Origin of the sequence: uncultured Roseobacter sp. (genome assembly GCF_947496515.1) — a bacterium.
In the GTDB taxonomy this organism is placed as follows: Bacteria; Pseudomonadota; Alphaproteobacteria; order Rhodobacterales; family Rhodobacteraceae; genus Roseobacter.
This window is the reverse complement of the sequence record NZ_CANMDB010000002.1, coordinates 95485-120657: the sequence shown is the minus strand read 5'-3', so window position 1 is coordinate 120657 and position 25173 is coordinate 95485. Positions and strand designations below refer to the sequence as shown.

Sequence of the window (25173 nt, the reverse complement as noted above, 5' to 3'; positions counted from 1 at the left end):
CTCCTGCGCCGTGCCCCGTCTCGTTCCGGCAATTGCGCCGGGGACAGGGGCACCGAACGGCACAGCCACCTTTTCTTGAGACGCATCAGTTCAAGTTATTCAAAGCCCGGAGTTTTCCTGATGACCCTTTTTCTTTCCCGTCGCGCCTATGACACCAGATCCAACTGCTTTACCGCCAACCCATCGCAAAACACTTACTACGTGGCGCCCCCTGACACAGGTCCCGTCACCCGTCAGCACATCCTCTCCCGGGCTGACTGGCTCTCCCGCGTCAAGGCAGAAGCCCGGAGCGGCGAGATCACGCTCTTCGTGCATGGCTACAACACAGAGCAATCCGAAATGCGTAGCCGCGCCGCCCTGATCGACCGCAACCTGCGCAGCTGTGGATACCGCGGCGCGCTCATCGCCTTTGACTGGCCCAGCGCCGGGCGCAGCACGCTCAGCGCCTACAGGCGTGACCGGCGCGCCGTCAAGAAAACGGCCCCCTCGCTGGTCGCAGATGGCATCCTGCCGCTGCTCGACCTGCGCCCGCGCCCCCGGATCAACCTCATCGCGCACTCCATGGGCGCCTACGCCACCCTGCGCGGGCTGAGCGCCTTCAACGACGCCAGCGGTCCCCGCGGCCGCGCCTGGCGCCTGGATGAAATCCTCTTCGTCTCGGGCGATGCGGATCAGGACTGGCTGAGCAAAGGCGCCTGGGGCTCGCTGCTGCTGGCCCACCGGTGCCGACGTTTCACCAACTACTTCAGCCAGCTGGACGAGATCCTCAACGGCGCGGTGGTGCTCAACGGCGGCGCAAAACGCGTGGGCCGCAGCGGGATCAAACCCCTCATCCACCGATCTCACGTCGATGTCTACAGCCACGAGCAATACCTCAAGAATACCACGGTCCGCCAACGCACGGCGCTCTATTCCCACCGCTGGTGGTTCGAGAACGCCGCCTTCTACAGGGACGCCAGCCTCACGCTGGCCGGTGCTGACGCCCATGCGATGCCCACGCGGCAACGCATGAACACCACGGATCTCGCCTTGCTCAGCTGACCCTTTGCCCCCCTGGCAGGCCATGACGCTAAACCGTAGATTTCGGCCCGTCCCCGGCCTGCTGTCCCGCCGGGCACTGGAACTGTGCAACCGGACAACCCGCCACTGTCAGCCCGGGCTGCTGTCCACCGCAGCACCCGGCGCGGCGCGGCGAGAGACCGGCTCACCGGCGGCCACCACATAGGTGTGAATGGAAAACACCACCGTGCGGCTGCGCGGCAGCCGCAGGATGCACTGGCGCTCGGCCCGCTCATAGTTCGCGCACGCCGCACCGGGGTCCATGCGCCGTGGCGCGGTGGCAGAGCGGGGCTGAAACAAGGCCGGATCATCGTACCATAGCCGGTTGGATCGCCACAGCGGCCGGCCCACCTGCACCCCGTCAAAAAGCCGCTGCACACGGGCCGCCAGCCCCGCGTCATACTCCGGCACAGGCGCATGGATGGCCACCAACGGCTGACCAGCCTTCTCGCTGAGCTGCCAGCTCGCCGGAAAGCACAGGCAGGCCCCCACCAGCACATGCGCCTCCGCGCGCTTCTCCATCAGACAGATATCCTCCTGCACCAGCTGACCCAGAACCGCCAGCGGCGAATCCCGCCCCAGCGGCACCTCGACCCCGTCCGGGCACAGGCAGACATCCTCCGAGACCGCAAAGCCCAAGGCGGGCAGCAGCTCCAGCGCCGTGTCCAAAACCTCCTGCGCCGCCACCCCAGACGCCGGATCCTGCCAGAAAACCGCCTCCCGTCTGGTGGCGATCAAGGCGCGCCGCTGCGCCATCTGCCCGGCGTAGGCCTCATCCACCCGCAGCCACGCGGCCTCCCCCAGCGGCTGCACGCCCGGCAGCGCCCGCGGCGCGCGCATCTCGGGAGGGATCTCCGCTTGCAGCACGACCGGCATATCACTCATCCCAAAGGGCCCGCCGCCCCGGGCGGTACAGCCCGACCGCATGATACCCGCGATGGCGACCGGGCGAGCGCTGCCCTGATCGCGCCACCGCACACCAGATCCCGCCGCCCGCACCCAAAAGCTCTCTCATCTTGCCAGATAAACTCATATCCCACCGCACCCCGCGGCGATCCGCTCCGATCCCATGTCCATCCTGAACCACCCGACGTTACCATCCCCCTGACCCACCGCGCGCTGCGCACCGACGTGATACCGACACGATACCGACGTGATACCGCAGGGCCAAACCCCTTTGTTTCATGGCTGAAAAAGGCCTCACGACAGACCGCGCTCCCACGTCGGTGCACCCATCCGAAACGCCCTCACCCCGGGACCTGCGGCGTCACCTCCGCGTGATACCTCTGACACAGCCCTTGCAAGGTCTCCGCCCGCCCCCCACTCTTGCCAGACAAAGGAGCTGCCCCATGCCCACCGACCGCATCACCTTCCCTGGCCACGATGGCACGGCACTGGCCGCGCGCCTGGACCGTCCCGATGGTCCGGTGCTGGCCACGGCCATTTTTGCCCATTGCTTCACCTGCGGCAAGGACATCCCCGCCGCCCGCCGCATCGCCGCCCGCCTCGCCGCCGCCGGCATCGCCGTGCTGCGGTTTGATTTCACCGGGCTGGGGCATTCCGGAGGAGAGTTCGCCAATACCTCCTTCACCTCGAACGTGAACGACCTGATTGCCGCAAACGACTACCTGAGCGATCGAGACATGACCGCTAGCCTGATGATCGGCCACTCGCTGGGGGGGGCCGCGGTCCTGCGCGCGGCCTCGAAACTCAGCAATATCAAGGCTGTGACCACCCTCGGCGCGCCCTTCGATCCAGGCCACGTCACCCATAATTTCGCCGAAGCGCTGCCGCAGATCATGGCCGAGGGCACCGCCGAAGTCAGCCTGGGCGGGCGCCCGTTCCATATCGGCAAAGGGTTCGTCGAGGATGTGACGCAAGAGCGTCTCAGCGACGCCATCCGCACTCTTGATGCCGCCTTGCTGGTCCTTCACGCGCCGCGGGACGCGACCGTCTCCATCGACAACGCTGGCGAGATCTTCCAGGCCGCCAAACACCCCAAAAGCTTTATCACGCTCGACACCGCAGATCACCTGATAACCCGCGCCGAGGATGCGGAATACGCCGCCGACGTCATCACCGCCTGGGCGCGGCGCTACGTCACCCTCACCCCTCCCGCACCGCCCCCCGGCGCGCCCGAAGGGGTGCTGCGCATCTCGGAGGCAGACCCCGACGGCTACCTCACCGACATCACCTCGTCGGACGGCCACCACCTGCTCGCCGATGAACCACATGCCTACGGCGGCACCAACAAGGGTCTGAGCCCCTACGGTTTTCTCTCTGCGGGTCTCGGCGCCTGTACCTCCATGACCCTGCGCATGTACGCCCGCCGCAAGGGCTGGCCGCTGGCCCATGTGTCGGTTGATGTGAGCCACGACAAGGTTCACGCCCAGGACGCCGAAACCGCCGTCAACCAGCAGATCGACACCTGGAAAAGACGCATCACGCTGACCGGCGATCTTGACGCGACACAACGCGCACGGCTGCTGGAAATTGCCGATAAATGCCCTGTCCACCGCACGCTGGAGCGCAGCTCCACCGTGATCACCGAACTGGTCGAACCGGCCTGACACGTCCCGGCGCAACCGTGACACGTAAGGCTCGCTTGCCCCGCGGGCTCAGGCCAGCCACAGCTCCCCACAAAAAGAATGAGGCGCGACCCGACAGGGTTGCGCCTCGCATTTTGACAATAGAAAGAGACGCTTAACTGCGCGCGTCGCCCACCAGCTTCCACAGCGCCGGGAACAGCAGCGCAGCCAGCGCAAGCTTCAGCGCATCGCCCAGCAGGAACGGTGTCAGACCCCACGCGAGGATCGGCTGATCCCACCCGTAAAGCTGCCCGAGCCACAGCAGACCCGGCACATAGAGCAGCACGTTGCCCAGCAACATCGCCAGCCCCATCCAGACCATCGACCGGTCCCAGCCGCGCTGCGCCAGCGCCCCCAGCAGCAGCGTCGCCAGAATGTAGCCAACAAGATAGCCGCCGGTGCTGCCGGTCATGTAGCTCAACCCGTTCAACTCCGCGGTCGAGCTCTGGAATATGTCAAAGCCCAGGGCCCCGATCAGCATGTATCCGGTGATCGTCGCCAGCCCCAGCCGCGCACCGTAGGCCGCCCCGATGCTCAGAACCGCAAAGGTCCCCAACCCGATCGCCACAGGAGAGCCCGGTACCGGCAGTTTGATCTTCGCTGCGGTGATCAGCAGTGCAATCCCCAGCACGACCAGCGCTGCCTGCTTGATGCGCCGCGCGGTGCCCGCTCTCGGGCCGAAGTGATCCGCCAGAACGGCGTGGGATGCGGTCAGTTGCATGACGTGCTGTCTCCTGCTGAAAAACTCTGCGCCCTCAATGCCGCAGCCGTGCTGCCGGTTCAAGCCCCGTCGGGCGCTGCCCTGCGATATAGACACTGCATGCGGTAGTCCTTGGCCGGACCGGTCACCCGCCAAACCACCGAAAAACCCGGCCAGTCCGTGAAATCATAGGTGGCTTCATAGTAATCGGGGTCACACAGGTGCCGCGCCAGCCCACCACCGGGAGGGACCCGGTGAAAAAACCGGCCATCGCTGAAGAATATCTCAAGCGCGCGCGTCCAGCGATATGTCTGACGCGCGCTCAAGGCTGTGCCGGAACCCACTTTGAGCCATCCGGTCTCCTCATACTCCGCCCCCTCCGGCGTTGGCCGCCAACGCGCCGTTCCGCGAAACGCAGCGACCGTCCCGTCGCCGTGGGTGATCGATTTGGTCAACAGCCAGTCGCCCGAAAAATCCCCCAGAACGCGCTGTACCAGAACCGTATCGCCGTCTTGCCCGCTCATTTCACCCCTGCTGCCTTGTGGCCCTTCGGGTGGCAGTTTATGAGCACGCCCAGATAGACAAAACCCCGAAAGGTGCCCCGATGATCCCCCGCTACTCCCGCCCCGAGATGGTGGCTATCTGGTCGCCCGAGAGCAAGTTCCGCATCTGGTACGAGATCGAGGCCCACGCCTGTGATGCCATGGCCGATCTGGGCGTGATCCCCCGCGCGAACGCGGAAGCGGTCTGGAAAGCCAAAGACGTCGAGTTTGACGTGGCCCGCATTGACGAGATCGAGGCCGTGACCAAGCACGACGTCATCGCCTTTCTGACCCATCTGGCAGAGCATGTGGGCAGTGACGAGGCGCGCTTTGTCCATCAGGGCATGACCAGCTCCGACGTGCTGGATACCTGCTTTAATGTCCAGCTGACCCGCGCCGCAGACATCCTTATTGCGGATGTGAAGGCGCTGCTCGCCGCGCTGAAACGCCGCGCACACGAACATAAGGACACGGTCCGCATCGGGCGGTCGCACGGGATCCACGCAGAGCCCACCACCATGGGCCTCACCTTCGCGCGCTTTTACGCCGAGATGGACCGCAACCTGACCCGGCTGGAGACCGCCCAGGCCGAGATCGCCACCGGTGCGATCTCCGGTGCGGTGGGCACCTTCGCCAACATCGACCCACGCGTGGAGGAGCACGTCTGCGCGCAGCTGGGGCTGGTGCCCGAGCCAATCTCCACCCAGGTGATCCCGCGGGACCGGCACGCCGCTTTCTTCGCCGCTCTGGGCGTGGTCGGCGCTTCGATCGAAAACATCGCGACCGAGATCCGCCACATGCAGCGCACCGAGGTGCTGGAGGCGGAAGAGTTTTTCTCCGCGGGGCAAAAGGGGTCTTCTGCCATGCCGCACAAGCGCAACCCGGTGCTGACGGAAAACCTCACCGGGCTCGCACGGCTGGTGCGCATGGCGGTGGTGCCTGCCATGGAGAACGTGGCCCTCTGGCACGAGCGTGACATCTCTCACAGCTCGGTTGAGCGTAACATCGGCCCTGACACCACGATCACGCTGGACTTTGCCCTGGCACGGCTGACCATGGTGGTGGATAAACTGGTCATCTATCCCGACAACATGCTGGCCAATATGAATAAATTCCGCGGACTGGTGATGAGCCAACGGGTATTGCTGGCCCTGACCCAGGCAGGTGTCAGCCGTGAAGACGCCTACAAACTGGTACAACGCAACGCCATGAAGGTCTGGGAAGAGGGCAAGGACTTCAAGACCGAACTGCTCGCCGATACCGAGGTGACCGCCGCGCTCAGCCCCGCGGAAATCGAAGAAAAATTCGACCTTGGCTATCACACCAAACACGTGGAGACGATCTTTGCGCGGGTGTTCAAAGATCGGGCGGGATGATGCGACCTGCGGCCGCAGGACCCCATTTTCATTGACCCAAGGTCAACGGCTGCTACTCTTGATTGATCACACCAGAGGAGACCTGCAATGACGATCAAGACCTTGGCCGCCGCAGTGGCCCTGACTTTTGTGCCCGCGCTCGCATTTGCCGCCGGATGCAATTACGGCAAGGAAGAGCTTACCATGTCCTGTGCCGCTGGCACGGTCTATGACAGCGCGAGCAATTCCTGCGTGGCAACCACGACCTGAGACTGACCCGGCCCTGCCTGGTGTTCGCACTGTGCAGGGCTGTTTGACCCTTGCGCGGATTTACATATGTCCTGTTGTGCGTGGCAAGCGCGTTCCCCGATAGACATTTTTGAATTTCCATCGCGAACGGCTGACAAACTCAGCCAATCTTTAACCTTTATCTGCCAGAACAAAACGAGTTCAAAACAGGCGGGTCAAGATGACAGATATGGTACCAATGGCGCCCTTTCCAGCGTTGCCCGGGTCGGATAGCCCGGCACCAACACAGCTGAGCCGCAAGGCGAAGGCAGCCATTGTCGTCCGTCTTCTGCTGAACGAAGGCGCTGATATTCCTCTGGAAGATCTGCCCGAAGAGCTGCAAGCCCAATTGACCAAACAGATGGGGTCGATGCGTCTCGTCGACCGCACAACGCTCAGCGACGTGGTCGGTGAGTTCGCCGATGAATTGGAGAGCGTTGGTCTGTCCTTCCCGGGCGGAATCGCCGGGGCACTGGATTCGCTGGATGGGCGCATCTCCAAGCAAACGGCAGCGCGTCTGCGCAAGGAAGCGGGCGTGCGGCAATACGGCGATCCCTGGGCACGGCTGCGCCAGATGGATACGGACAAGCTCCTGCCGGTCATGGAAAATGAAAGCATCGAGGTCGCTGCCGTTCTGCTGTCCAAGATCGAGGTGTCGCGCGCCGCGGAGTTGCTGGGCAAGCTGCCCGGTCCTCAAGCGCGCCGGATCACCTATGCCGTGTCCAAGACCAGCGCTGTCACACCCGATGCGGTGGACCGCATCGGACTGTCTCTTGCAACCCAGCTGGACGCAGAGCCCAAGAAGGCCTTTGACGATGGGCCGGTCGAACGGGTGGGGGCGATCCTGAACTCCACCGCCTCGGTGACACGGGACGATGTGCTTGAAGGGCTCGATGAGACGGATGCGGAGTTTGCAACCCGCGTGCGCGAGGCGATCTTTACCTTCGCCAACATCCCGAAACGGATCGCACCACGGGATATTCCGCGCGTCATTCGTACGCTGGACCAGGAAGTGTTGATCGTTGCCCTCGCTGGTGCCGAAGCCGCCGGAATGAAAGACAGTGCGGAGTTCATACTGGAGAACATGTCTGGTCGGATGGCCGATCAGCTGCGCGAAGAGATCGGCGAACGCGAGAAGGTCCGGCCATCGGAATGCGAAGAAGCCATGACGACCATCGTGGCTGCGATCCGCGAGATGGAGGCAAACGGCGATCTGCTGCTGGTCGTGCAGGATGACGAAGACTGATCTGCTTCAGCTCCAGACGAGGGTTACCGCAACGACTGTCCGAAGGGACTGTCTCTGCCATAGGTCGCTTCGTCCATCGTTTCCACAAGGTTTGATAAGCACCGACGACAAGCCTCTGACCAGGAGACCACGACGTCTCCTCGTCGCGATGTCGTCGTGCGAAAGCCGTCGCGTTTTCGCCAGTTGAAGGCACAAGATGAACACGTCGACGCGGATCCAGGCGACAACGCCGCCACATGATCTTATTGTCCGCGATCTGGGCAGACGACGCGCCGCTCATCCGCAGGACAAGGAGCATTTCAGCTCCGGCAAGCTCGGTCTGCCAGCACATCGGAAACGGGTCACAAAAGACCGCAATCGCCATACCACTGGAACAGCACGGATAGCGACCACGGCGACGAGAGGGAAATCGACGATCAAATGCCCTTCAAGAGCTGACTACACGTCGGTGCAATATGAGCCAACAGCGGGTCCCCCCGTTCTCACGCCGTCAAGACGTGGAAGGTTGCAAATGATCATCCCCGGGCACCACAATCTCGATTCACCGCCTCTGATGACTTCATAGCACAGCAGCCCTTGGACGCCCGCACTTATCGGAGCTGCGCCGCCGCGACGATGGGGCCCATGCCCGCGATCTGAATGACAACGACCACAGGCTCTTCCCCTTTGACCTTGGCCGCCATCGAAAGAGGTGCTCTTCCGTTCCATTCGCCCAAAACGGTCCAGGAATGGGCAACATTGGCGTAAGACAGCGTATGCCCCGCATTCTCGCCACGCGTGATCCGTGCCTCGCGCAGCGGCGTGTAGCGCGCGACTTGCACGACCATTGTCTCAGTTGTCGAGCGCAGGTTACGCGCATCGATCTGCACGGTCTCCCCCTGACGCGAGATCGACAGCGCCACGCGCGCTGGCGTGTTTTTGTGCTTGTCGATCGCCCGGGCCAGCTGCATCGGTTTGGAGCCGACGATGTCTGTCGTCCCGTTCACGATCATCTCTGGCGTATAGATGGAGCGCCGCTGCGCCGCGATTGCGTAGGCGCGCTGGCGTTTCGCATGGCGCGGATCGGCAAACTCGTCTTTCCAGCCGATATAGTCCCAGTAGTCGACGTGCAGCGCCAGCGCGATCACATCGTCGCGCTTGGCAAGCTCGTGCAGCAACGCATCCGCTGGTGGACAGGACGAACAGCCCTGCGATGTGAACAGTTCAACGACCACGGGGCGATCGTCGGCAAAAAGCGGCGGTACCATCAACCAGCTGACAAGGATGGCCTGCAACACGTACTTCATGTGATTCCTTTTCACGTTTCTTTTCGCCCCGCCCGACCCTAGTGGCGGTCGGGTGTAATAACCAATCAAGGTTTCTTGAAACGGTAAAGATCGCCAAACCAGCCATTTGGTACACAATTGTATACAGTTTTCTCAGTCGAACGCGGATTTAAGTTGAACTGCCGTGTTTCATAGGGCATTCAACCCCCAATCCCACGTTCCTGCAGCCCCCTAGCCAGAGGAAGCTTTCTATGCCCATTACCGTTGGTCACGACACATCCGGAACCCGCAAGACGCTGACAGTCGACGGGCAGAGCATCGATTACTACTCCATCGACGCCGCCACAGACGCAGGTCTGGGTGATTTCTCACAGCTGCCCGCCGCACTCAAGGTGGTGCTGGAGAACATCCTGCGGTTCGAGGACGGCAAGACTGTGACCACGGACGACATCAAGGCCTTCGCGGTCTGGGCTGAGGATGGCGGGAAGAACCCGCGGGAGATCGCTTATCGCCCGGCCCGTGTGCTGATGCAGGATTTCACCGGGGTTCCGGCCGTCGTGGATCTGGCAGCCATGCGGGATGGCATCGTGGCCTTGGGCGGTGATCCGGAAAAGATCAACCCGCTGAACCCAGTCGATCTGGTGATCGACCATTCGGTGATGATTGACGAGTTCGGCAACCCACGCGCTTTCCAGATGAACGTGGACCGCGAATATGAGCGCAACATGGAACGCTACACCTTCCTGAAATGGGGGCAGAAAGCGTTCAACAACTTCCGTGTGGTGCCCCCCGGCACCGGCATCTGCCATCAGGTCAATCTGGAGTATCTGGCCCAGACGGTCTGGACAGACACCGATCAGGACGGGCGCGAGGTCGCCTACCCCGATACGCTGGTGGGCACCGACAGCCACACCACGATGGTGAACGGGGCCGCTGTTCTTGGCTGGGGGGTCGGCGGGATCGAAGCCGAAGCCGCGATGCTGGGCCAGCCCATCTCGATGTTGATCCCCGAGGTTGTGGGCTTTGAGTTGACCGGTAACATGATGGAAGGCACGACGGGCACGGACCTGGTGCTGAAAGTGGTGGAGATGCTGCGCGCCAAGGGTGTCGTGGGCAAGTTCGTGGAATTCTACGGAGAAGGGCTGGACCGGCTGCCATTGGCCGACCGTGCGACCATCGCAAATATGGCGCCCGAGTACGGGGCGACCTGTGGCTTCTTCCCCATCGACGACGAGACCCTGCGCTACCTGCGCAACACCGGCCGAGAAGAGGCGCGCATCGCGCTGGTCGAGGCCTACGCCAAAGCGAACGGCATGTGGCGGGCAGCGGACTACGCGCCCGTCTACACCGATACACTGCACCTCGATATGAACACCATCGTGCCCGCGATTTCCGGCCCCAAACGGCCACAGGACTACGTGACGCTTGATAACGCGAAGTCGGCCTTCAGCAAGGAAATGGCCGAGACATTCAAGCGGCCGATGGGCAAAGAGGTCGCCGTGGCGGGCGAGGATTATACGATGGAAAGCGGCAAGGTCGTGATCGCCTCCATCACCTCCTGCACCAACACGTCGAACCCTTACGTGATGATCGGCGCGGGGCTGGTGGCGCGCAAGGCTGCCGCCCTTGGCCTCGACCGAAAGCCCTGGGTCAAGACATCGCTGGCGCCCGGCAGCCAGGTCGTCTCCGCCTATCTGGAGGCCGCAGGGCTGCAGGAGGACCTCGACAAGATCGGCTTCAACCTTGTGGGCTACGGCTGCACCACCTGTATCGGCAACTCCGGCCCCATCCAGAAGGAACTGTCGGACGCCATTGCGGAGGGCGACCTGGTTGCCACCTCGGTGCTATCGGGCAACCGCAACTTCGAAGGGCGGATCAGCCCGGATGTGCGCGCGAACTACCTCGCCTCGCCACCGCTGGTGGTCGCCTATGCTTTGGCTGGCACGCTCGATATTGACCTGACGACGGAGCCTCTGGGCCAGGATACGGACGGCAAAGATGTCTACCTCAAGGACATCTGGCCAAGCAGCAAGGAAATCGCGGAACTGGTAGAAGAGACCGTGACACGCAAGTCCTTCCAGGAAAAATACGCCGACGTCTTCAAAGGCGACGACAAGTGGCAGGATGTGGAGACCACGGATAGCAAGACCTATGATTGGCCACCGGCCTCCACCTACGTGCAGAATCCGCCCTATTTCCAGGGTATGGGCAAGGAGCCGGGCGTCATCACCAATATCGAGGGCGCCAAGGTTCTGGCCGTCTTGGGCGACATGATCACGACCGACCACATATCGCCCGCAGGCTCTTTCAAGGACACCACGCCCGCCGGTCGATACCTGACCGACCGGCAGGTGCCGCCGCGGGAGTTCAACTCCTACGGCAGCCGTCGCGGCAATCACGAGGTGATGATGCGCGGCACATTCGCCAATATCCGCATCAAGAACGAGATGCTGGATGGCGTTGAAGGCGGCTACACCAAAGGCCCCGATGGCGCGCAGGCCTCGATATTCGATGCGGCGATGGCCTATCAGCAGGCGGGCACACCGCTGGTGATCTTTGGTGGCGAGCAGTACGGCGCCGGATCCTCCCGCGATTGGGCGGCGAAGGGCACCGCGCTGCTGGGTGTGAAGGCCGTGATTGCCGAGAGTTTCGAGCGGATCCACCGGTCCAACCTGGTCGGCATGGGCGTCATCCCGTTTGAGTTCACCGGTGGCGATACGCGCAAGTCGCTGGGCCTGACCGGTGAGGAGACCGTCTCCATCTCTGGCCTAGACACGATCAAGCCTTTGCAAGAAGTTCCCTGCACCATCACCATGGCAGACGGTAGCGAAAAGCAGATCATGATCAAATGTCGGATCGATACCGCGATTGAGATCGAATACATCGAACACGGCGGCGTCCTGCACTATGTCCTGCGAAATCTGGCACAGCAGGCTGCCTGACGAGTGAACATGCGAAAAGGCGTTTTAGGACGCCTCTTCGCCCCTGCGTTCGAGCGTATGAGACTGCGTTAAACCACGTTCAATCCGGGCGGAAGCGGGCGTAGTTTTCTGTCGTCGGGCGCCGCCCGCGCATCCGCGGCCGTTTCAGGTTGAACCCGTATAAACCCATCAGAAGCGCAACAAGACCGCTATTTTAATCAGTGGTCGCTCTGAACCGAGCTGGTTTTTGCTGGTGCTCCTGGCAGATGACGTCATCCATTTCTCCTTCAAAAAACTGAAATAGAAGGCCATTTACGCAGATTGGCGCGCAAATGAGGTCAACTGGCTTTCAGAATTGGGTAATGTGGCGGGAGGTTGATCAACGACATCGCCGGGTCGCTTGGGCATTTTTCATTTGCCCGAACACACGCCTGTGTTGAACATCAACTCACAAACCACCGACCAACAAGGGAAAAGGGACAGACATGACAACCAAACTGGTGATTGGCCTAGACGGTGAGGGCTCGGGAGATCGCGCTCTCGACTTTGCCGTCGATCTGGCCAAGCGAATAGACGGCTGCACCCTTGTGGTGGCCTACGTGATCGAGTGGTCGCCCTACTCTTTCCAGACCGCCGAGGAAAATGCCCAACGCCACAAGCGTCGTGAAGAGGAGATTTCCACGGCCAAGGAGCGGGTCGTGACCCCCGCGGTGGAGGCGCTGCAGGCCAAGGGGCTCGAAGCCAAGGGGATCGTTCGTCACGGTGATGTCGCCCATGCGCTGAACGCGATCTGCGAGAGCGAGGGTGGCCATCAGATCATCGTATGCCGGTCCTCCGAGGGAGGTATTGCATCGCGCATTTTCGGCAGTTCGACAGCAAACCTGGTGATGAGCGCAACCGTGCCGGTCACGGTGATTGGATAAAGGATTTGATCATGAAATATCTTCAAAGAGGACTGTTCGCCACCGCGCTGACGCTCGGCGCCCTGCCGGTCGCGGCGCAGGACGCAATGACACTGGACGAACGCGTTAATACCATCTTTGCCGAGTTTACCGGACCGTTTGTCGGCTTTATCTTTTCATCGCTTCCGGGGACAAACTTTCCCTGGATCGTGCTTTGGCTGGTTGTGGCCGCGTCGGTGTTCACGATCTACTTCGCTTTCGTACAGCTGCGGTTCTTTGGCCACGCGATCTCATTGGTCAAGGGAGACTATTCGGATCCGAACGATGCAGGCGAAGTCAGCCACTTTCAGGCGCTCGCTACGGCACTGTCTGGGACAGTCGGGCTCGGCAACATCGCGGGCGTGGCGGTTGCAGTCGGGATCGGCGGTCCAGGGGCGACGTTCTGGATGATCCTTGCCGGTCTGCTGGGCATGGCCTCGAAATTCACCGAATGTACCTTGGGCGTCAAGTACCGCAACGAATACCCCGATGGTACGGTGTCCGGTGGCCCGATGTATTATATGAAAAAGGGCTTTGCCGAGAGGGGCTTGCCGGGCGGCGGCATCCTTGCCGTGTTGTTCTCAATCTTTTGCATTCTGGGGGCTCTTGGCGGCGGCAACATGTTCCAGGCCAATCAGGCACACGCGCAGATCGCAGGTATTGTCGGTGACTACCCCGGTTGGATCACGGGGCTGGTCTTTGCGGCGGTCGTTTTTGCTGTCATCGTGGGTGGGATCAAATCCATTGCCAGCGTGACGGAAAAAGTCGTGCCCTTCATGGGGCTGCTCTACGTGGGCGCGGCACTGATCATTCTGCTGGTGAATTACGACAAGATCGGCTGGGCATTCGGGCAGATCTTTGTGGGCGCCTTTACCGGTCTTGGTGTTGCGGGCGGTTTTGTCGGCGCATTGATCCAGGGCTTCCGGCGTGCGGCCTTCTCCAATGAGGCGGGCGTTGGCTCAGCTGCCATCGCACACTCCGCGGTGCGGACCAAAGAGCCCATCACTGAAGGCTTCGTGTCACTGTTGGAGCCACTGATCGATACGGTTGTTATCTGCACGATGACGGCTCTGGTCATCACGATCTCGGGTCAGTTGCTGGTTGACGCCGATACTGGCCTCTACATTCTGGACGGCTCGTCGATTGCGACGGTTGATGGCAACTCAGGCGTCGCGCTGACGTCCGCTGCCTTTGGCAGTTCAATCAGCTGGTTCCCGTTTGTCTTGGCCATCGCGGTCGTGCTCTTTGCTTTCTCGACCATGATTTCGTGGTCCTACTACGGGCTCAAGAGCTGGACCTATCTCTTTGGCGAAGGCAAAGTTTCGGAGCTGACGTTCAAGATCATCTTCTGTGTGTTCATCGTGATCGGCGCTGCCGCGAGCCTTGGCCCGGTGATCGACTTCTCGGACGCTGCCATCTTCTCCATGGCGGTGGTGAACATCACGGCACTCTACTTCCTGATGTCGATCGTCAAGCAGGAGCTGAAGTCCTATTCAGACCGCCTGCGCAGTGGCGAGATCAAGAAGTTCGTGCATTAATCACCATCGGGGCCGCGGTTTAGCCGCCCCGACGATCACTGCCTATAAAAATTGCGCGTCCCAATAGGGGCGCGCTTTTTGGTAACTGTAAGAGGCAAGCAGGGCGATTAGTCTTCGCGCCGTGCACTGCTGGTCTTAGTAGAAAGACTCAGCATTCAGACCAACGGTCACGGCTCCGACAGCCTCTCCTGTGGCGGGATCCGTCAAGGTAAATGACACCTGACCCTGATAGGTCTGGGTACTTTCATCCAGCTCAATTTCGTCAACAAAGACCGCACCGGGACCGGCGCCATAGGTCTCACTGTGCTTTGCCTCGTCACCCTGCCAGTAATCCGACGTGATGTCGCTGGCCGCAACGTTCAAGCCCTGAGCATCCATGACGAACAGCTCTGTGATCCGTCCGCCGGAAGCGGCCACCTGATCGCGCAGCGCAGCGGAGAGCGGATGTTCGATTACTTCGCTGATCATCGGCTGGTCTGTTTGTCCGACCTCAGCACGCCAAGCGGTGTCCCACGCGGTGATCTGATCCGACGTCGCGCTGGTAGTGCGCGCGTTTTGCTCATTGACCGCAGCAATCACCTCGGGACCTTGCGCCCACGACATGATCTCGGCCTCAACGAAAGCTGTCATGGCGGGCGGTGCATCCACGGCCAGCGCAGCCGTAGCGGCGAAGACCAGCGGCGTGGCCATTACAAAATTGCGAAACATCAATGCATCCTTTTCTCTGCACACAGCGCGCTCGGCGCTTGAAGACGCCCTACGGTAGCCAAAGGTGCTTTAACGCGCGGTAAATGCCTCAGATTTCGCCGCGAAACCCTGTCGCTACAACGAATTTCTCGGAGCTATCGGCACGCGAGGCCGGAGGTTTTATGTTCGCAACCTTGGAGAATCGCTGCTTCAACAGGGCCTGTAACCCGCCCTCGGCCCCCCCTGCGAGGACTTTGGCGACGAAGGTGCCGCCTTCTTCCAGCACATCAAAGGCGAAGTATGCAGCCGCCTCGCACAGCGCGATGATCCGCAGGTGGTCAGTCTGTTTGTGCCCGGAACTGCTGGCGGCCATGTCGGACATCACCACATCCGCCGGTCCGCCCAGCCATTCCTTGACGCGCAGGTCCGCATCATCGGCCATGAAGTCCAGCTGGTGCAACTCGCACCCTGCAATGGGTTCCATCGGCTGCAGATCGACCCCGAGGATGCGGCCCACGGCCTTGCCGGACTTCTCGCCGAGCGCATTGACACGCGGCACCGCGACCTGACACCAGCCACCGGGCGCCGCGCCCAGATCAACCACCCGGGCGCCCGGCACCAGAAAGCGGTATTTGTCGTCCAATTCCATGATCTTGAAGGCTGCCCGGCCGCGGTAGCCTTCGGCTTTGGCCCGCCGCACGTAAGGGTCGTTCAACTGCCGCTGCAGCCATCGTGTCGAGCTGAGCTTGCGCCCACGGGCAGATTTCACTTTGACCTTCAGATCGCGCTGCCCACGCCCGGAGGTATTCTTGCCACGCGGTGTCTTTGCCATCAGAGCACGCCCTCTTCCAATACGCCGTCCGCGCTCATCTGTGCGTAGAGCAACCCCTCACGCAGACCGCGGTCCGCCACCGACAGCCTGTCGGTCGGCCAACAGCGCATGAGCGCCTGCAGAATGGCCGAGCCCGACATGATCAACGCTTGCCGGTCCTGGCCGATCCGCGGATCGGCCCTTCGTCCTTCGGGGCCAAGCGCAAGATAGGATCGGATGACCCGGTCAATCTGTTCGGAGGTCATGTGCAATCCATCGACCTTGGTCCGGTCATAACGCTTCAACCCCAGATGACTGGCAGCAACTGTCGTCACGGTGCCGGAGGTGCCGACAATCTGGAATTTCCTGTGCGGTTGCGTGTCATGATAGGGGGTGAAATCAGCGAGATTTTCCTCAAAAAACCAACTCATCAGGGCGAAGCGCGCCGCGTCGTCTTCCACATCGTTGAATTGATCGCGCAGTGTCGCCACACCGAGCGGGACCGAAATCCAATCCACCACACGGGCGGCCGGCAGATCGGACACCGCCTGCTGAAACCCACTGTGCAGCCGCATGATCGCCTGCGGTCTGTCGCGGGGAGGAACGTCAGCCAGATCGATCCAGACAAGCTCCGTCGAGCCGCCGCCGATGTCCACGACCAGCAGGTTCTCTGTGCTGTGGCTGACCAGTGGCGCGCAGGAGATCACGGCCAGCTGCGCTTCTTCCTGCGGCTTGATGATGTCGAGCTTCAACCCTGTTTCGCGGTGCACACGGCGAATGAACTCACGGGCGTTCAACGCCCGACGGCAGGCTTCGGTCGCCACCAGCCGCATGCGCCGAACCTTGTTGCGACGCAGTTTTTGCTGGCAGATCCGCAGCGCTTGGATGGTGCGCGACATGGACCCGCGCGACAGACGGCCCGTGCGTTCGAGACCCGCGCCCAGTTGCACGGATTTGGAGAAGCTATCGACCACATGAAAGCCCGTGCCTCGCGGCTGGGCGATCAACATGCGGCAACTATTAGTGCCCAGATCGAGTGCTGCATAAAGCTCACCTGATCTGGACGGAACTGGCGCGGGGCTCAGAGCCGTCGTTTTATCGAGCGCGCCCGCACCTTTGGGACGCTGTGGCGCCATCTTTCGCGCCTTTCAATTCGAGTTGGGTCAAGCGTACTGCCTACCGTCTGCGCTGGCAAGCATCGGCAACGGACAAGAGCGCCACAAAGCGCCGAGCGGAAGCCATCAACCCCGCCACATGGTCTTCATGAGAAATATGATGGCCCCTGCCCCTCGTCGCTGGAACGGCTTTGCGGTAGCGTAACCAAGTCGCGGACAGCGGATTTCTTGTCGAAAACCAGCCTTGGTCTTAGATGATGTGCCGCTAGACAGAAGAAGAGTTACAGTAAGGAATCAGCCATGCCTGATGTCACCATTGTCTACTGGCGCGATATCCCGGCACAGGTGATCGTCGGCAAGGGGCGGCGTGGGTCCAAGCGCCCGCTGCCCGAGCGCTTTGAACAGGCCATCGACCGGGCCGCCATGAAGGTGGGCGCCGCGGAGAGTGATGCGTATCTCTCCGAGTGGCGCAAGGCGGCGCCGTTCTCGGTTGACGGGGAACCGGATGCGATTGCCGATGCGCAGGCCACTCGCCTGGATGCTGAGTATGACCGCGCGCGCATCAAGGCGCTGATCGACAACGACGGCTGGGCCTAACCGCTGGCCCTTCCCTTTTCTTCCCTGCACTGCCGACTGGAGGCTCTGATGGCTCTGCTCAATTTCAAGAAGAAGACGACTGCGGCACCGACCCCTGCAGACCACCGGGTCGAGGCCTTTCTTGAAGGCTATTCCATTGAGGTGATGCCGCGGACGGCAGAGAAGGTGGAGAGCTTTCAGGATCTGCTGCCCGAAGGTACCCGCGTCTATATCGCCCACATCGAAGGCACCCCCATCGAGGAAATGGCCGCGACAGCGAAACGACTGAACGCCGAGGGCTATCCGGTGATGCCGCATTTTCCCGCACGCATCATCAAGGATCGCGCGACGCTTGCCGACTGGATCGCGCGCTATCAGGGCGAAGCGAACGTGAAACAGGCGCTTTTGCTCGCCGGTGGTATCGCAAGACCTGTGGGCGCGTTCGACAGCTCTATGCAGCTGATGGAAACCGGGCTCTTTGACGAAGCGGGCTTTGAACGGCTGCATGTGGCGGGTCACCCCGAAGGCAACCGTGACATTGATGCCGATGGCTCGATGACCAATGTGACGGCTGCACTGCGCTGGAAGAACGACTTTCAAAGCCGAACCGATGCCAAGATGGCGCTGGCTACGCAGTTCGCCTTTGACGCCGACCCCATCATCGCCTGGGCAGACGATCTGGCCGCTCAGGGCATTACCCTGCCCATCCACATCGGCATCGCGGGGCCCGCCAAACTGCAGACGCTGATCAAATTTGCCATTGCCTGCGGTGTGGGCCCCTCGCTCAAGGTCCTGCAAAAGCGCGCGATGGATGTCACCAAGCTGCTGCTGCCCTACGAGCCGACCGATGTTGTTGCCGCCCTGGCCGCGCACAAGGCAGCCAACCCCGATTTCAACATCGACCAGGTTCATTTCTTCCCGCTTGGTGGGATCAAGACCAACGCCGCCTGGGCGACCCAGAACGGTGGCGCCGCCGCCCGGCCCGCAAACGCCTGATCCAAGGACACATCCATGACCCGCACTATCGTCGAATCCAAGACCAAGACCGCGATCATCGGCTTTGACGAGCCCTTTTGCGTGATCGGAGAGCGGATCAACCCCACCGGGCGCAAGAAGCTGGCACTGGAATTGGAGGCGGGGGATTTCTCGACCGTCGAAGCAGACGCCTTAGCGCAGGTCGCGGCCGGTGCCATAGTGCTCGACATCAATTCCGGCGCCGTCTTCACCAACAAGATGGCCGAAGATGCCCGCTATGCGGACAACAACTTTGTCGAGCCACCGCTGATGAGGGCGTTGGTGGAGCGGGTTCAGGCCATCGTCGACGTGCCCCTTTGCATTGATAGCTCCGTACCCGGCGCGCTTGAATCGGGCCTCGCCGCAGCGGAGGGCCGTCCGCTGCTGAACTCCGTGACCGGCGAGGAAGAGCGGCTGGAGATCGTGCTGCCACTCGTCAAGAAGTATAACGTGCCGGTCGTGGCCATCTCCAACGACGATACCGGCATTTCCGAGGACCCGGAGGTCCGCTTTGACGTTGCAAAGAAAATCGTCGAGCGCGCGGCGGATTTCGGCATTCCGGCCCATGACATTGTCGTGGACCCGCTGGTGATGCCCATTGGGGCCATGGCCACCGCAGGCAAGCAGGTCTTAACTCTGGTGCGGCGTCTTCGTGAGGAATTGGGCGTCAACACCACCTGCGGCGCCTCCAACATCTCTTTCGGGCTGCCGAACCGGCACGGCATCAACAACGCTTTTCTTCCCATGGCAATGGGTGCGGGTATGACCTCGGCCATCATGAACCCGGTGGCACTGCCCGTTTCCGCCACAAAGATCGAGGCGAAAATGCAGGAGCTTGTGGCGGCGGGTTTCACGGTACCCGCAGGGATTGACCCGGAGGTTTTCTGTCAGCTGACAGGTCTGGGCTCGACCGCGCCGCGGCCCGGCAAGGAGATGGAGGCGATCCGCGCCGCCAATTTTTTGACCGACAACGACCCTCATGGCGGCGCTTGGATCGCTTTCAACAAGGAAGCGCCGAAACCGGGGCAGGAAGGTCGGGGCCGCGCTGGCCGGGCTGGCGGACGTCGCCGACGCGCCTGAAATCTATTGTGAAAAGGCAGGTTTGGCCCCGATGCAGATGCACCGGGGCTTTTTCTCGCGTGCATACCAAACTGCTGTCAGGAGCCGGGATCTGCAGATCCTGAAAAAGATCTTTTCGAGTAACCCGGTCTTAACGTCCTGCGCTCTACAACCCGAGAGTTGATTTTTAAGTGGACGTGGAGAGCGCGATGATCTTGCCAGTTTGGTCCCAGTTAGGAGAGCCACATGAGTGATCCGGTTAAGCTCCAGCCACGGCTCGACCTCTCCGCAGCGGCCGCATTGAAATCGACTTTGACCGATCACAAGGGCGACGAGCTCGTGATGGATCTATCAGACGTCAAACATCTAGGAGCGTTGTGCCTGCAGGTGATGCTTGCAGCGGCCAAGAGCAAGGTTGCCGACGGTATTTCGGTTTCGGTGATCAACGCATCTGATCGGGTCATTGATCAGCTGCGCGTGATGGGCGTGACACCGGAAACAATTTCGAGGGGGCAGCCATGAGCCTGGAAATACTCGCAGTTGATGACAGCAGAACGATGCGTGATATGATACGCCTTGCTCTGACACCTGCCGGTTTTACGGTGCACACAGCAGACGATGGCGTACACGGGATCGAGGTACTCGATGGTCTTCAACCTGACGCCATTATTACTGATATCAACATGCCGCGCATGGATGGTTTTGGATTTATAGATGCCGTGCGTGGGCAGGACCAGCACCGCGCCACACCCATTCTCGTTTTGACGACTGAAGCTGCACCAGAGCTCAAGGCACGCGCCCGTGACGCTGGGGCGACAGGCTGGATCGTAAAACCGTTTGATCCTGCGAAACTGGTCAAAGCATTGCAGATGGTCGCAGGCTGAGGAAAGAAATATGTCAGATCCCAATGACCCAATGGCCGAAATCCGCGCCTCGTTCTTTATCGAGTGCGAGGAATTGCTGGAAGCGCTTCAGGACGGCCTGCAAGCTCTTGATGACGGCGATGATGATCCCGAAACCATCAACATCGTTTTCCGGGCCGTTCACTCGATCAAAGGCGGCGCCGGAGCTTTTGGTCTCGAAGCTTTGGTCCGTTTTGCGCATCGCTTTGAGACCGTTCTTGACGAAGTCCGCGCCGGTCGCATGTCACCCGACACAGAAGCGCGAAAGATCTTCTTTCAGTGCGCCGACCACCTCTCTGACCTCGTTCGGATCAGCAGGGATGAGGGGCCCCTTCCTGACGAGGTAACTGCCAACCTACTTGGCCTGCTCAATGGTCTGTTGGGCGAAGATGCAGCGCACGAGGAAGACGAGGCCGAAGACGAGGAAATCGAATTCCAGCCAGCCACCCTGTCCCTGGACCTCGATCTTGGTGGCGGCGACGAGGATGATGACACCGCCTTGCCAGCGTTGGACCCGCTTCCTGAAACAGGTGGTTCCGGATATGTTATCAAATTCAAACCCGACAACGACCTCTATGAAACCGGCAATGAGCCTTTCCACATGCTTCGCTCACTCAGTGAGATGGGTGAATGCGTCATCACGTGCCACGCCGATGATCTTCCCGAGCTGGATGCCCTCGCACCCGAAAATGCCTATCTGTCTTGGACCATCGAGCTCGACGCAGATGTTGACGAAGCTGAAATCTCTGCAGCTTTTGAATTTGTTGAAGGTCTGTGCACACTCGACATTAAAAAAAAATCTAATGTGATGGAAGTCGGAGATGAAAAACCGGTCACCAACACAAATCCAACAGCGACGTGCGAGAGCGATGCACCGGCGGAAAACTCCGAAGCCGAAGCAACCGAAAAAGCTCCCGAGATGAAAAACGACGTCGAAGCGACTCAGACGACACCCCAAGCGGATGAAAAATCGACCGAGGCTACGCCATCAAAAGCTCCTACCGCATCCACCGCACCTGCCAAAGCCAGCGCACCAGCAGCGGCAAAGTCGGTTGTGCGCGTAGATCTCGATCGTATCGAGCGGTTGGTCAACCTCGTCGGGGAACTGGTCATCAACCAGGCAATGCTCTCGCAGAGTCTGGAGCGATCAGGTCTATCACCGCATTCAGATGCGATGAATGGGCTGGAAGAATTTCAGCGCCTGACACGTGATATCCAAGACAGCGTGATGATGATACGGGCGCAGCCCGTGAAGTCACTCTTTCAACGAATGTCACGGATTGTCCGGGAGGCCTCGGCAGCCGTCGGAAAGGACGTCCGGCTGCATACGGAGGGTGAAGGGACCGAAGTCGATAAAACAGTAATCGAAAGGTTGGCAGACCCGCTGACCCATATGATCCGAAATGCAGTAGACCATGGTCTTGAGAATTCAGAAGATCGGGTCGCAGCGGGGAAACCCGAGCAGGGCCGTGTCTACCTGACCGCCGCGCATCGTTCCGGTCGCGTGGTGATTGAAGTGTCAGATGATGGAGGCGGTATCAATCGCCCGAAAGTCCTGCAGATTGCTACCGACAAGGGTTTGGTGTCTCCAGAGGCATCACTTTCAGACACAGAGATCGACAACCTGTTGTTCTTGCCCGGCTTTTCCACAGCAACTGTCGTATCGGACCTCTCTGGCCGGGGCGTTGGGATGGATGTCGTCCGAACATCCATTCAATCTTTAGGTGGGCGTATTTCGATCTCGTCCACTCCAGGAGAGGGAACGACATTTTCAATATCGTTGCCTCTCACTCTTGCCGTTTTGGACGGAATGGTTGTCCAGGTTGCAGACGAGACACTCGTCCTACCGCTAAATGTAGTCATCGAAACACTTACACTGACAGGCGCGGATGTTGAAATGGTCAAACCTGGCGCACATGTCGTCCGCGTACGAAGCGGGTTTGTGCCATTATTCGACCTCGGAAAAGAACTCGGCTATCGCGAACCTATCAACGATTACGAGGGATCGGTCGTACTTCTGATCGCTCATGAAGATGGAAGCCGCGCAGCGCTGATCATCGACAGCATCCAAGATCAGCGACAGGTTGTGATCAAGGGGCTGGACGATAGTTTCTACCGAGCACCAGGAATCGCTGCGGCAACCATACTTGGCGACGGCCAAATTGCCCTCATTCTTGACACCTCCGACATCATTACCAACGCGATTGGTACAAGCGGGCCCGCATCCGCACAATCTTCAGCAGGACTCTCAGTATGAGCGAAAAAGACACATCAAAGACTATTGAATTGCTGACCTTTCAATTAGCTGAGCAGGAATACTCTCTCGACATCATGTCTGTTAGAGAAATTCGCGGGTGGACTAAAACAACGCCATTGCCGCACGCACCAAGCTACATGAAAGGCGTTATCAACCTGCGCGGCACGGTTCTGCCTGTTATGGATCTGTCTGAGCGACTTGGTCTCAAACCACAACAACAAACCGATCGAAATGTCATCATCGTCGTCAGCCACGAAGATGTTATGACAGGGTTACTAGTCGATGCGGTTTCCGATATTATCGCGCTTACCGCTGACGATCTGCAGCCGCCGCCTGAAATGCAATCCAGTTCCGCTCCAAATGTTGTAAGTGCATTGACCCTCATTGATGAAAGAATGATCAGGGTACTGGATTTGAGTTCTGTTGTCGTATCAGTTCAGAGTACAGCTGCATGACAAAATCAACAGAGACAGACACTACTATTGATTCGGCAAGTTTCGAGTCAATCGCTCGTCTGACTTATAACGAGAGCGGACTTCAGCTTGCCACCGAAAAAAAATCAATGATTCAATCCCGACTACGTCATCGCTTACGAGCACTCGATCTTGAAGACTTTAAACAATATACTGCACTTGTTTGTTCAGACAGTGGACGTGATGAGCGCAAACATATGATATCCGCTCTAACCACGAATGTATCGCATTTTTTTCGTGAGGCCCACCATTTTGATATTCTCACAAATAACTTAGAGAATAACCTCATTCCAAGGCTAAAGTCTGGAGGGGCTGTACGGATATGGTCTGCAGGATGCTCAAATGGTCAAGAAGCCTTTTCCATTGCAATGACTCTCCTGGAACTGCTACCGGATGCCGAAAAATACAATGTACGAATTCTTGCCACGGATATCGACTCGAAGGTCGTTAGACATGCGCAAGCCGCCCGCTATTCGGACCGCCTTACATCAGGAATACCTGACAGATTTCTTAATAAATTCTTTGTCAAAGATGTGATAGACGAAGAAAAAATCTACACCGCAACTAACTGCCTGACTAACTTAGTATCGTTTAAAGAATTAAACCTACTCGGCAACTGGCCTATGAAGCAGAAAATGGATGTGATTTTTTGCCGAAATGTTGTAATATACTTTGATTTAGAAACACAGAATGCTTTATGGCCCCGCTTTCACCAATCTCTAAATAGTGATGGACATCTCTTCCTCGGTCACTCCGAGCGCATCGCAGATCCGCAATTGGCCGGTTTTCGGACAGATGGCCCAACTACTTACCGCCCTTTGTGAGCGAACACCTGTAACTATCATAAAATGAAGGACGATTAGCGATGTCACTGCGAGATCAGATTAGGATAATGGTAGTGGACGACATGTCTACAAGTCGTGGTTTAATTACTCAGGCTCTGGATGCTTTTGGGGTTAGAAATGTATCAACGGCCGAGAATGGTGTTGATGCATTGAAATCGCTCGCAACTCATCCAGTTCACTTGGTCATTTCCGACTATAATATGCCTGAGATGGACGGCCTGCAGCTTCTTCACCAATTACGAGGTGCACCGAAAACTAAAGGTGTTGGATTCATTCTAATAACTGGGCGCGCAGAACAACAGATTATTGATCACGGAAAGAAGCTTGGAATGAACAACTACCTAAAGAAACCTTTTGAACAGGCTGATTTAAAGAATTGCATTGAAGCGGTCGTTGGTCGGCTCTAATGCGAACGAATATGACTAATTCAGCGCAAAGTACTCTACTCCTTTCAGATGTCCTGTATAGGTTGTCAGTCCATATTGATAAGTTGGCAGGGCAAGTATTTGAAGTTGAGAGTACAATAGGGAAATTTATCTCTAGCGAAGCACCAACTGACGCGACAACCATATTAGACTTGCAGTCTCTTGATTTCTTGAGGCAGTCTTTTGAGGACTTATCCATGCTGAACTTGCTGCTATCACAAAAAACTGAGTTTGCAGTTGACTTTAGCTCTCCTGAAGTAATCGCTAAGAAGTTAAAGTTGCAAGCAACCAAAGTACTTATAGTTGGAGATGAGGATGGCGGTTGTAGAAAGGACCAGGCTCGACCGGACGATATTGACTTTTTTTAACACCCTTTTGGTTGTCCTGGGGCTCCATCTGCTCTGATGAACTAGATATACTGCGGGAACACATAGCATTTGTATTTCTTATCACTTTTGGCTGACCTAAGCGCATACAGTGCATGTCGCGTATTTTTTTCTAACCTTCAATTGCAAGCCATCGCCTACGGAACGGGCGAGTTTCGAGCGCGATAAAAATCATTGATT

At 59.2% G+C, this 25173-nt stretch carries 25 protein-coding genes; 18 read left to right on the top strand and 7 right to left on the bottom strand.

The features are described 5' to 3' along the window. Positions 1–120: 120 nt before the first annotated feature. Entirely contained in the window at positions 121–1041 is a 921-nt protein-coding gene (locus Q1A53_RS04215) for an alpha/beta fold hydrolase (protein ID WP_299963253.1), read from the top strand. Between the two features lie 108 nt (positions 1042–1149). On the opposite strand, the gene Q1A53_RS04210 is transcribed toward Q1A53_RS04215, so the two are convergent. Further along, positions 1150–2037, bottom strand: a complete 888-nt coding sequence (locus Q1A53_RS04210) for a DUF3445 domain-containing protein (protein WP_366872340.1) — start codon at positions 2035–2037, stop codon at positions 1150–1152. 371 nt (positions 2038–2408) lie between these two features. Between Q1A53_RS04210 and Q1A53_RS04205 the strand changes: the two genes are divergently transcribed. Further along, positions 2409–3629, top strand: a complete 1221-nt coding sequence (locus Q1A53_RS04205) for a bifunctional alpha/beta hydrolase/OsmC family protein (RefSeq protein ID WP_299963251.1) — start codon at positions 2409–2411, stop codon at positions 3627–3629. A 133-nt stretch (positions 3630–3762) separates the two neighbouring features. On the opposite strand, the gene Q1A53_RS04200 is transcribed toward Q1A53_RS04205, so the two are convergent. Both Q1A53_RS04200 and Q1A53_RS04195 read right to left on the bottom strand, forming a co-directional pair. Continuing rightward, positions 3763–4368 carry a biotin transporter BioY gene (locus Q1A53_RS04200; protein WP_299963249.1) on the bottom strand — a complete coding sequence of 202 codons (606 nt, stop codon included), beginning with the start codon at positions 4366–4368 and terminating at the stop codon, positions 3763–3765. 59 nt (positions 4369–4427) lie between these two features. Further along, positions 4428–4871, bottom strand: a complete 444-nt coding sequence (locus tag Q1A53_RS04195) for a DUF6314 family protein (protein WP_299963247.1) — start codon at positions 4869–4871, stop codon at positions 4428–4430. Between the two features lie 80 nt (positions 4872–4951). Here Q1A53_RS04195 and purB point away from each other — a divergent pair, with 80 nt between their 5' ends. From purB to Q1A53_RS04180, 3 genes are all read left to right on the top strand, one after another. Then, on the top strand, positions 4952–6265 hold the full coding sequence (gene purB, locus Q1A53_RS04190) for an adenylosuccinate lyase (protein WP_299963245.1): 1314 nt from the start codon (positions 4952–4954) through the stop codon (positions 6263–6265). A gap of 87 nt (positions 6266–6352) precedes the next feature. Next, positions 6353–6514, top strand: coding sequence for an adenylosuccinate lyase (locus Q1A53_RS04185; RefSeq protein WP_299963243.1), 162 nt, complete (start codon positions 6353–6355; stop codon positions 6512–6514). Positions 6515–6722: 208 nt separating this feature from the next. After that, positions 6723–7778 carry a FliG C-terminal domain-containing protein gene (locus Q1A53_RS04180; RefSeq protein ID WP_299964426.1) on the top strand — a complete coding sequence of 352 codons (1056 nt, stop codon included), beginning with the start codon at positions 6723–6725 and terminating at the stop codon, positions 7776–7778. A 590-nt stretch (positions 7779–8368) separates the two neighbouring features. On the opposite strand, the gene Q1A53_RS04175 is transcribed toward Q1A53_RS04180, so the two are convergent. Continuing rightward, positions 8369–9064: a thioredoxin family protein gene (locus Q1A53_RS04175; RefSeq protein ID WP_299963241.1), complete on the bottom strand. Its 696-nt coding sequence runs from the start codon at positions 9062–9064 to the stop codon at positions 8369–8371. A gap of 230 nt (positions 9065–9294) precedes the next feature. Here Q1A53_RS04175 and acnA point away from each other — a divergent pair, with 230 nt between their 5' ends. The 3 genes from acnA (at position 9295) to Q1A53_RS04160 (ending at position 14443) form a co-directional block, all read left to right on the top strand. Continuing rightward, a complete protein-coding gene (gene acnA, locus Q1A53_RS04170; protein WP_299963239.1) occupies positions 9295–11985 on the top strand; it encodes an aconitate hydratase AcnA in 2691 nt (896 codons plus the stop codon). A gap of 464 nt (positions 11986–12449) precedes the next feature. Then, positions 12450–12887: a universal stress protein gene (locus tag Q1A53_RS04165; RefSeq protein ID WP_299963237.1), complete on the top strand. Its 438-nt coding sequence runs from the start codon at positions 12450–12452 to the stop codon at positions 12885–12887. Positions 12888–12898: 11 nt separating this feature from the next. After that, positions 12899–14443: an alanine/glycine:cation symporter family protein gene (locus Q1A53_RS04160; protein ID WP_299963235.1), complete on the top strand. Its 1545-nt coding sequence runs from the start codon at positions 12899–12901 to the stop codon at positions 14441–14443. 135 nt (positions 14444–14578) lie between these two features. Here the strand turns inward: Q1A53_RS04160 and Q1A53_RS04155 are convergent, their stop codons facing one another. The 3 genes from Q1A53_RS04155 to Q1A53_RS04145 form a co-directional block, all read right to left on the bottom strand. Further along, positions 14579–15133: a hypothetical protein gene (locus tag Q1A53_RS04155; RefSeq protein ID WP_299963233.1), complete on the bottom strand. Its 555-nt coding sequence runs from the start codon at positions 15131–15133 to the stop codon at positions 14579–14581. A gap of 106 nt (positions 15134–15239) precedes the next feature. Continuing rightward, positions 15240–15962 carry an RlmE family RNA methyltransferase gene (locus tag Q1A53_RS04150; protein ID WP_299963231.1) on the bottom strand — a complete coding sequence of 241 codons (723 nt, stop codon included), beginning with the start codon at positions 15960–15962 and terminating at the stop codon, positions 15240–15242. Further along, positions 15962–17077 (bottom strand): Ppx/GppA phosphatase family protein, encoded by a 1116-nt coding sequence (locus Q1A53_RS04145; protein WP_299963229.1) that lies wholly within the window; start codon positions 17075–17077, stop codon positions 15962–15964. Before Q1A53_RS04145 ends, Q1A53_RS04150 begins: the two co-directional genes overlap by 1 nt. Positions 17078–17356: 279 nt before the next feature. Here Q1A53_RS04145 and Q1A53_RS04140 point away from each other — a divergent pair, with 279 nt between their 5' ends. The 10 genes from Q1A53_RS04140 to Q1A53_RS04095 all read left to right on the top strand — a co-directional run bounded on the left by Q1A53_RS04140 (position 17357) and on the right by Q1A53_RS04095 (position 24975). Continuing rightward, positions 17357–17653 carry a virulence factor gene (locus tag Q1A53_RS04140; protein ID WP_299963227.1) on the top strand — a complete coding sequence of 99 codons (297 nt, stop codon included), beginning with the start codon at positions 17357–17359 and terminating at the stop codon, positions 17651–17653. Positions 17654–17701: 48 nt separating this feature from the next. Then, positions 17702–18628: a methylenetetrahydrofolate reductase gene (locus tag Q1A53_RS04135; protein WP_299963225.1), complete on the top strand. Its 927-nt coding sequence runs from the start codon at positions 17702–17704 to the stop codon at positions 18626–18628. A 15-nt stretch (positions 18629–18643) separates the two neighbouring features. Next, positions 18644–19726, top strand: coding sequence for a methyltetrahydrofolate cobalamin methyltransferase (locus Q1A53_RS04130; protein ID WP_299963223.1), 1083 nt, complete (start codon positions 18644–18646; stop codon positions 19724–19726). Between the two features lie 225 nt (positions 19727–19951). Beyond that, complete coding sequence (locus Q1A53_RS04125) at positions 19952–20227, top strand: STAS domain-containing protein (protein ID WP_299963221.1); 276 nt, start codon at positions 19952–19954, stop codon at positions 20225–20227. Continuing rightward, entirely contained in the window at positions 20224–20589 is a 366-nt protein-coding gene (locus Q1A53_RS04120; RefSeq protein WP_299963219.1) for a response regulator, read from the top strand. The genes Q1A53_RS04125 and Q1A53_RS04120 overlap by 4 nt, the downstream gene beginning before the upstream one ends. A 10-nt stretch (positions 20590–20599) precedes the next feature. Continuing rightward, positions 20600–22864, top strand: a complete 2265-nt coding sequence (locus tag Q1A53_RS04115; RefSeq protein ID WP_299963217.1) for a chemotaxis protein CheA — start codon at positions 20600–20602, stop codon at positions 22862–22864. Next, positions 22861–23319, top strand: a complete 459-nt coding sequence (locus Q1A53_RS04110; protein ID WP_299963216.1) for a chemotaxis protein CheW — start codon at positions 22861–22863, stop codon at positions 23317–23319. The genes Q1A53_RS04115 and Q1A53_RS04110 overlap by 4 nt, the downstream gene beginning before the upstream one ends. Further along, entirely contained in the window at positions 23316–24161 is an 846-nt protein-coding gene (locus tag Q1A53_RS04105; protein WP_299963214.1) for a CheR family methyltransferase, read from the top strand. The genes Q1A53_RS04110 and Q1A53_RS04105 overlap by 4 nt, the downstream gene beginning before the upstream one ends. Before the next feature lie 41 nt (positions 24162–24202). Then, the gene (locus Q1A53_RS04100; protein ID WP_299963212.1) at positions 24203–24589 is read left to right on the top strand and encodes a response regulator; all 387 of its coding nucleotides are present in this window, start codon (positions 24203–24205) and stop codon (positions 24587–24589) included. 11 nt (positions 24590–24600) lie between these two features. Next, positions 24601–24975: a hypothetical protein gene (locus tag Q1A53_RS04095; RefSeq protein ID WP_299963210.1), complete on the top strand. Its 375-nt coding sequence runs from the start codon at positions 24601–24603 to the stop codon at positions 24973–24975. The last annotated feature ends 198 nt before the right edge of the window (positions 24976–25173 follow it).

Bases quoted from the DNA above. Each gene is read 5' to 3' on its own strand.
- Q1A53_RS04155 (WP_299963233.1), bottom strand. From the start codon at position 15,133: ATGGCCACGCCGCTGGTCTTCGCCGCTACGGCTGCGCTGGCCGTGGAT.
- Q1A53_RS04105 (WP_299963214.1), top strand. From the start codon at position 23,316: ATGACAAAATCAACAGAGACAGACACTACTATTGATTCGGCAAGTTTC.
- Q1A53_RS04215 (WP_299963253.1), top strand. From the start codon at position 121: ATGACCCTTTTTCTTTCCCGTCGCGCCTATGACACCAGATCCAACTGC.
- purB (WP_299963245.1), top strand. From the start codon at position 4,952: ATGATCCCCCGCTACTCCCGCCCCGAGATGGTGGCTATCTGGTCGCCC.
- Q1A53_RS04205 (WP_299963251.1), top strand. From the start codon at position 2,409: ATGCCCACCGACCGCATCACCTTCCCTGGCCACGATGGCACGGCACTG.
- Q1A53_RS04095 (WP_299963210.1), top strand. From the start codon at position 24,601: ATGACTAATTCAGCGCAAAGTACTCTACTCCTTTCAGATGTCCTGTAT.
- Q1A53_RS04135 (WP_299963225.1), top strand. From the start codon at position 17,702: ATGGCTCTGCTCAATTTCAAGAAGAAGACGACTGCGGCACCGACCCCT.
- Q1A53_RS04200 (WP_299963249.1), bottom strand. From the start codon at position 4,368: ATGCAACTGACCGCATCCCACGCCGTTCTGGCGGATCACTTCGGCCCG.
- Q1A53_RS04150 (WP_299963231.1), bottom strand. From the start codon at position 15,962: ATGGCAAAGACACCGCGTGGCAAGAATACCTCCGGGCGTGGGCAGCGC.
- Q1A53_RS04130 (WP_299963223.1), top strand. From the start codon at position 18,644: ATGACCCGCACTATCGTCGAATCCAAGACCAAGACCGCGATCATCGGC.
- Q1A53_RS04120 (WP_299963219.1), top strand. From the start codon at position 20,224: ATGAGCCTGGAAATACTCGCAGTTGATGACAGCAGAACGATGCGTGAT.
- Q1A53_RS04115 (WP_299963217.1), top strand. From the start codon at position 20,600: ATGTCAGATCCCAATGACCCAATGGCCGAAATCCGCGCCTCGTTCTTT.
- Q1A53_RS04165 (WP_299963237.1), top strand. From the start codon at position 12,450: ATGACAACCAAACTGGTGATTGGCCTAGACGGTGAGGGCTCGGGAGAT.
- Q1A53_RS04140 (WP_299963227.1), top strand. From the start codon at position 17,357: ATGCCTGATGTCACCATTGTCTACTGGCGCGATATCCCGGCACAGGTG.
- Q1A53_RS04145 (WP_299963229.1), bottom strand. From the start codon at position 17,077: ATGGCGCCACAGCGTCCCAAAGGTGCGGGCGCGCTCGATAAAACGACG.
- Q1A53_RS04160 (WP_299963235.1), top strand. From the start codon at position 12,899: ATGAAATATCTTCAAAGAGGACTGTTCGCCACCGCGCTGACGCTCGGC.
- Q1A53_RS04185 (WP_299963243.1), top strand. From the start codon at position 6,353: ATGACGATCAAGACCTTGGCCGCCGCAGTGGCCCTGACTTTTGTGCCC.
- Q1A53_RS04110 (WP_299963216.1), top strand. From the start codon at position 22,861: ATGAGCGAAAAAGACACATCAAAGACTATTGAATTGCTGACCTTTCAA.
- Q1A53_RS04100 (WP_299963212.1), top strand. From the start codon at position 24,203: ATGTCACTGCGAGATCAGATTAGGATAATGGTAGTGGACGACATGTCT.
- Q1A53_RS04195 (WP_299963247.1), bottom strand. From the start codon at position 4,871: ATGAGCGGGCAAGACGGCGATACGGTTCTGGTACAGCGCGTTCTGGGG.
- Q1A53_RS04180 (WP_299964426.1), top strand. From the start codon at position 6,723: ATGGTACCAATGGCGCCCTTTCCAGCGTTGCCCGGGTCGGATAGCCCG.
- acnA (WP_299963239.1), top strand. From the start codon at position 9,295: ATGCCCATTACCGTTGGTCACGACACATCCGGAACCCGCAAGACGCTG.
- Q1A53_RS04125 (WP_299963221.1), top strand. From the start codon at position 19,952: ATGAGTGATCCGGTTAAGCTCCAGCCACGGCTCGACCTCTCCGCAGCG.
- Q1A53_RS04175 (WP_299963241.1), bottom strand. From the start codon at position 9,064: ATGAAGTACGTGTTGCAGGCCATCCTTGTCAGCTGGTTGATGGTACCG.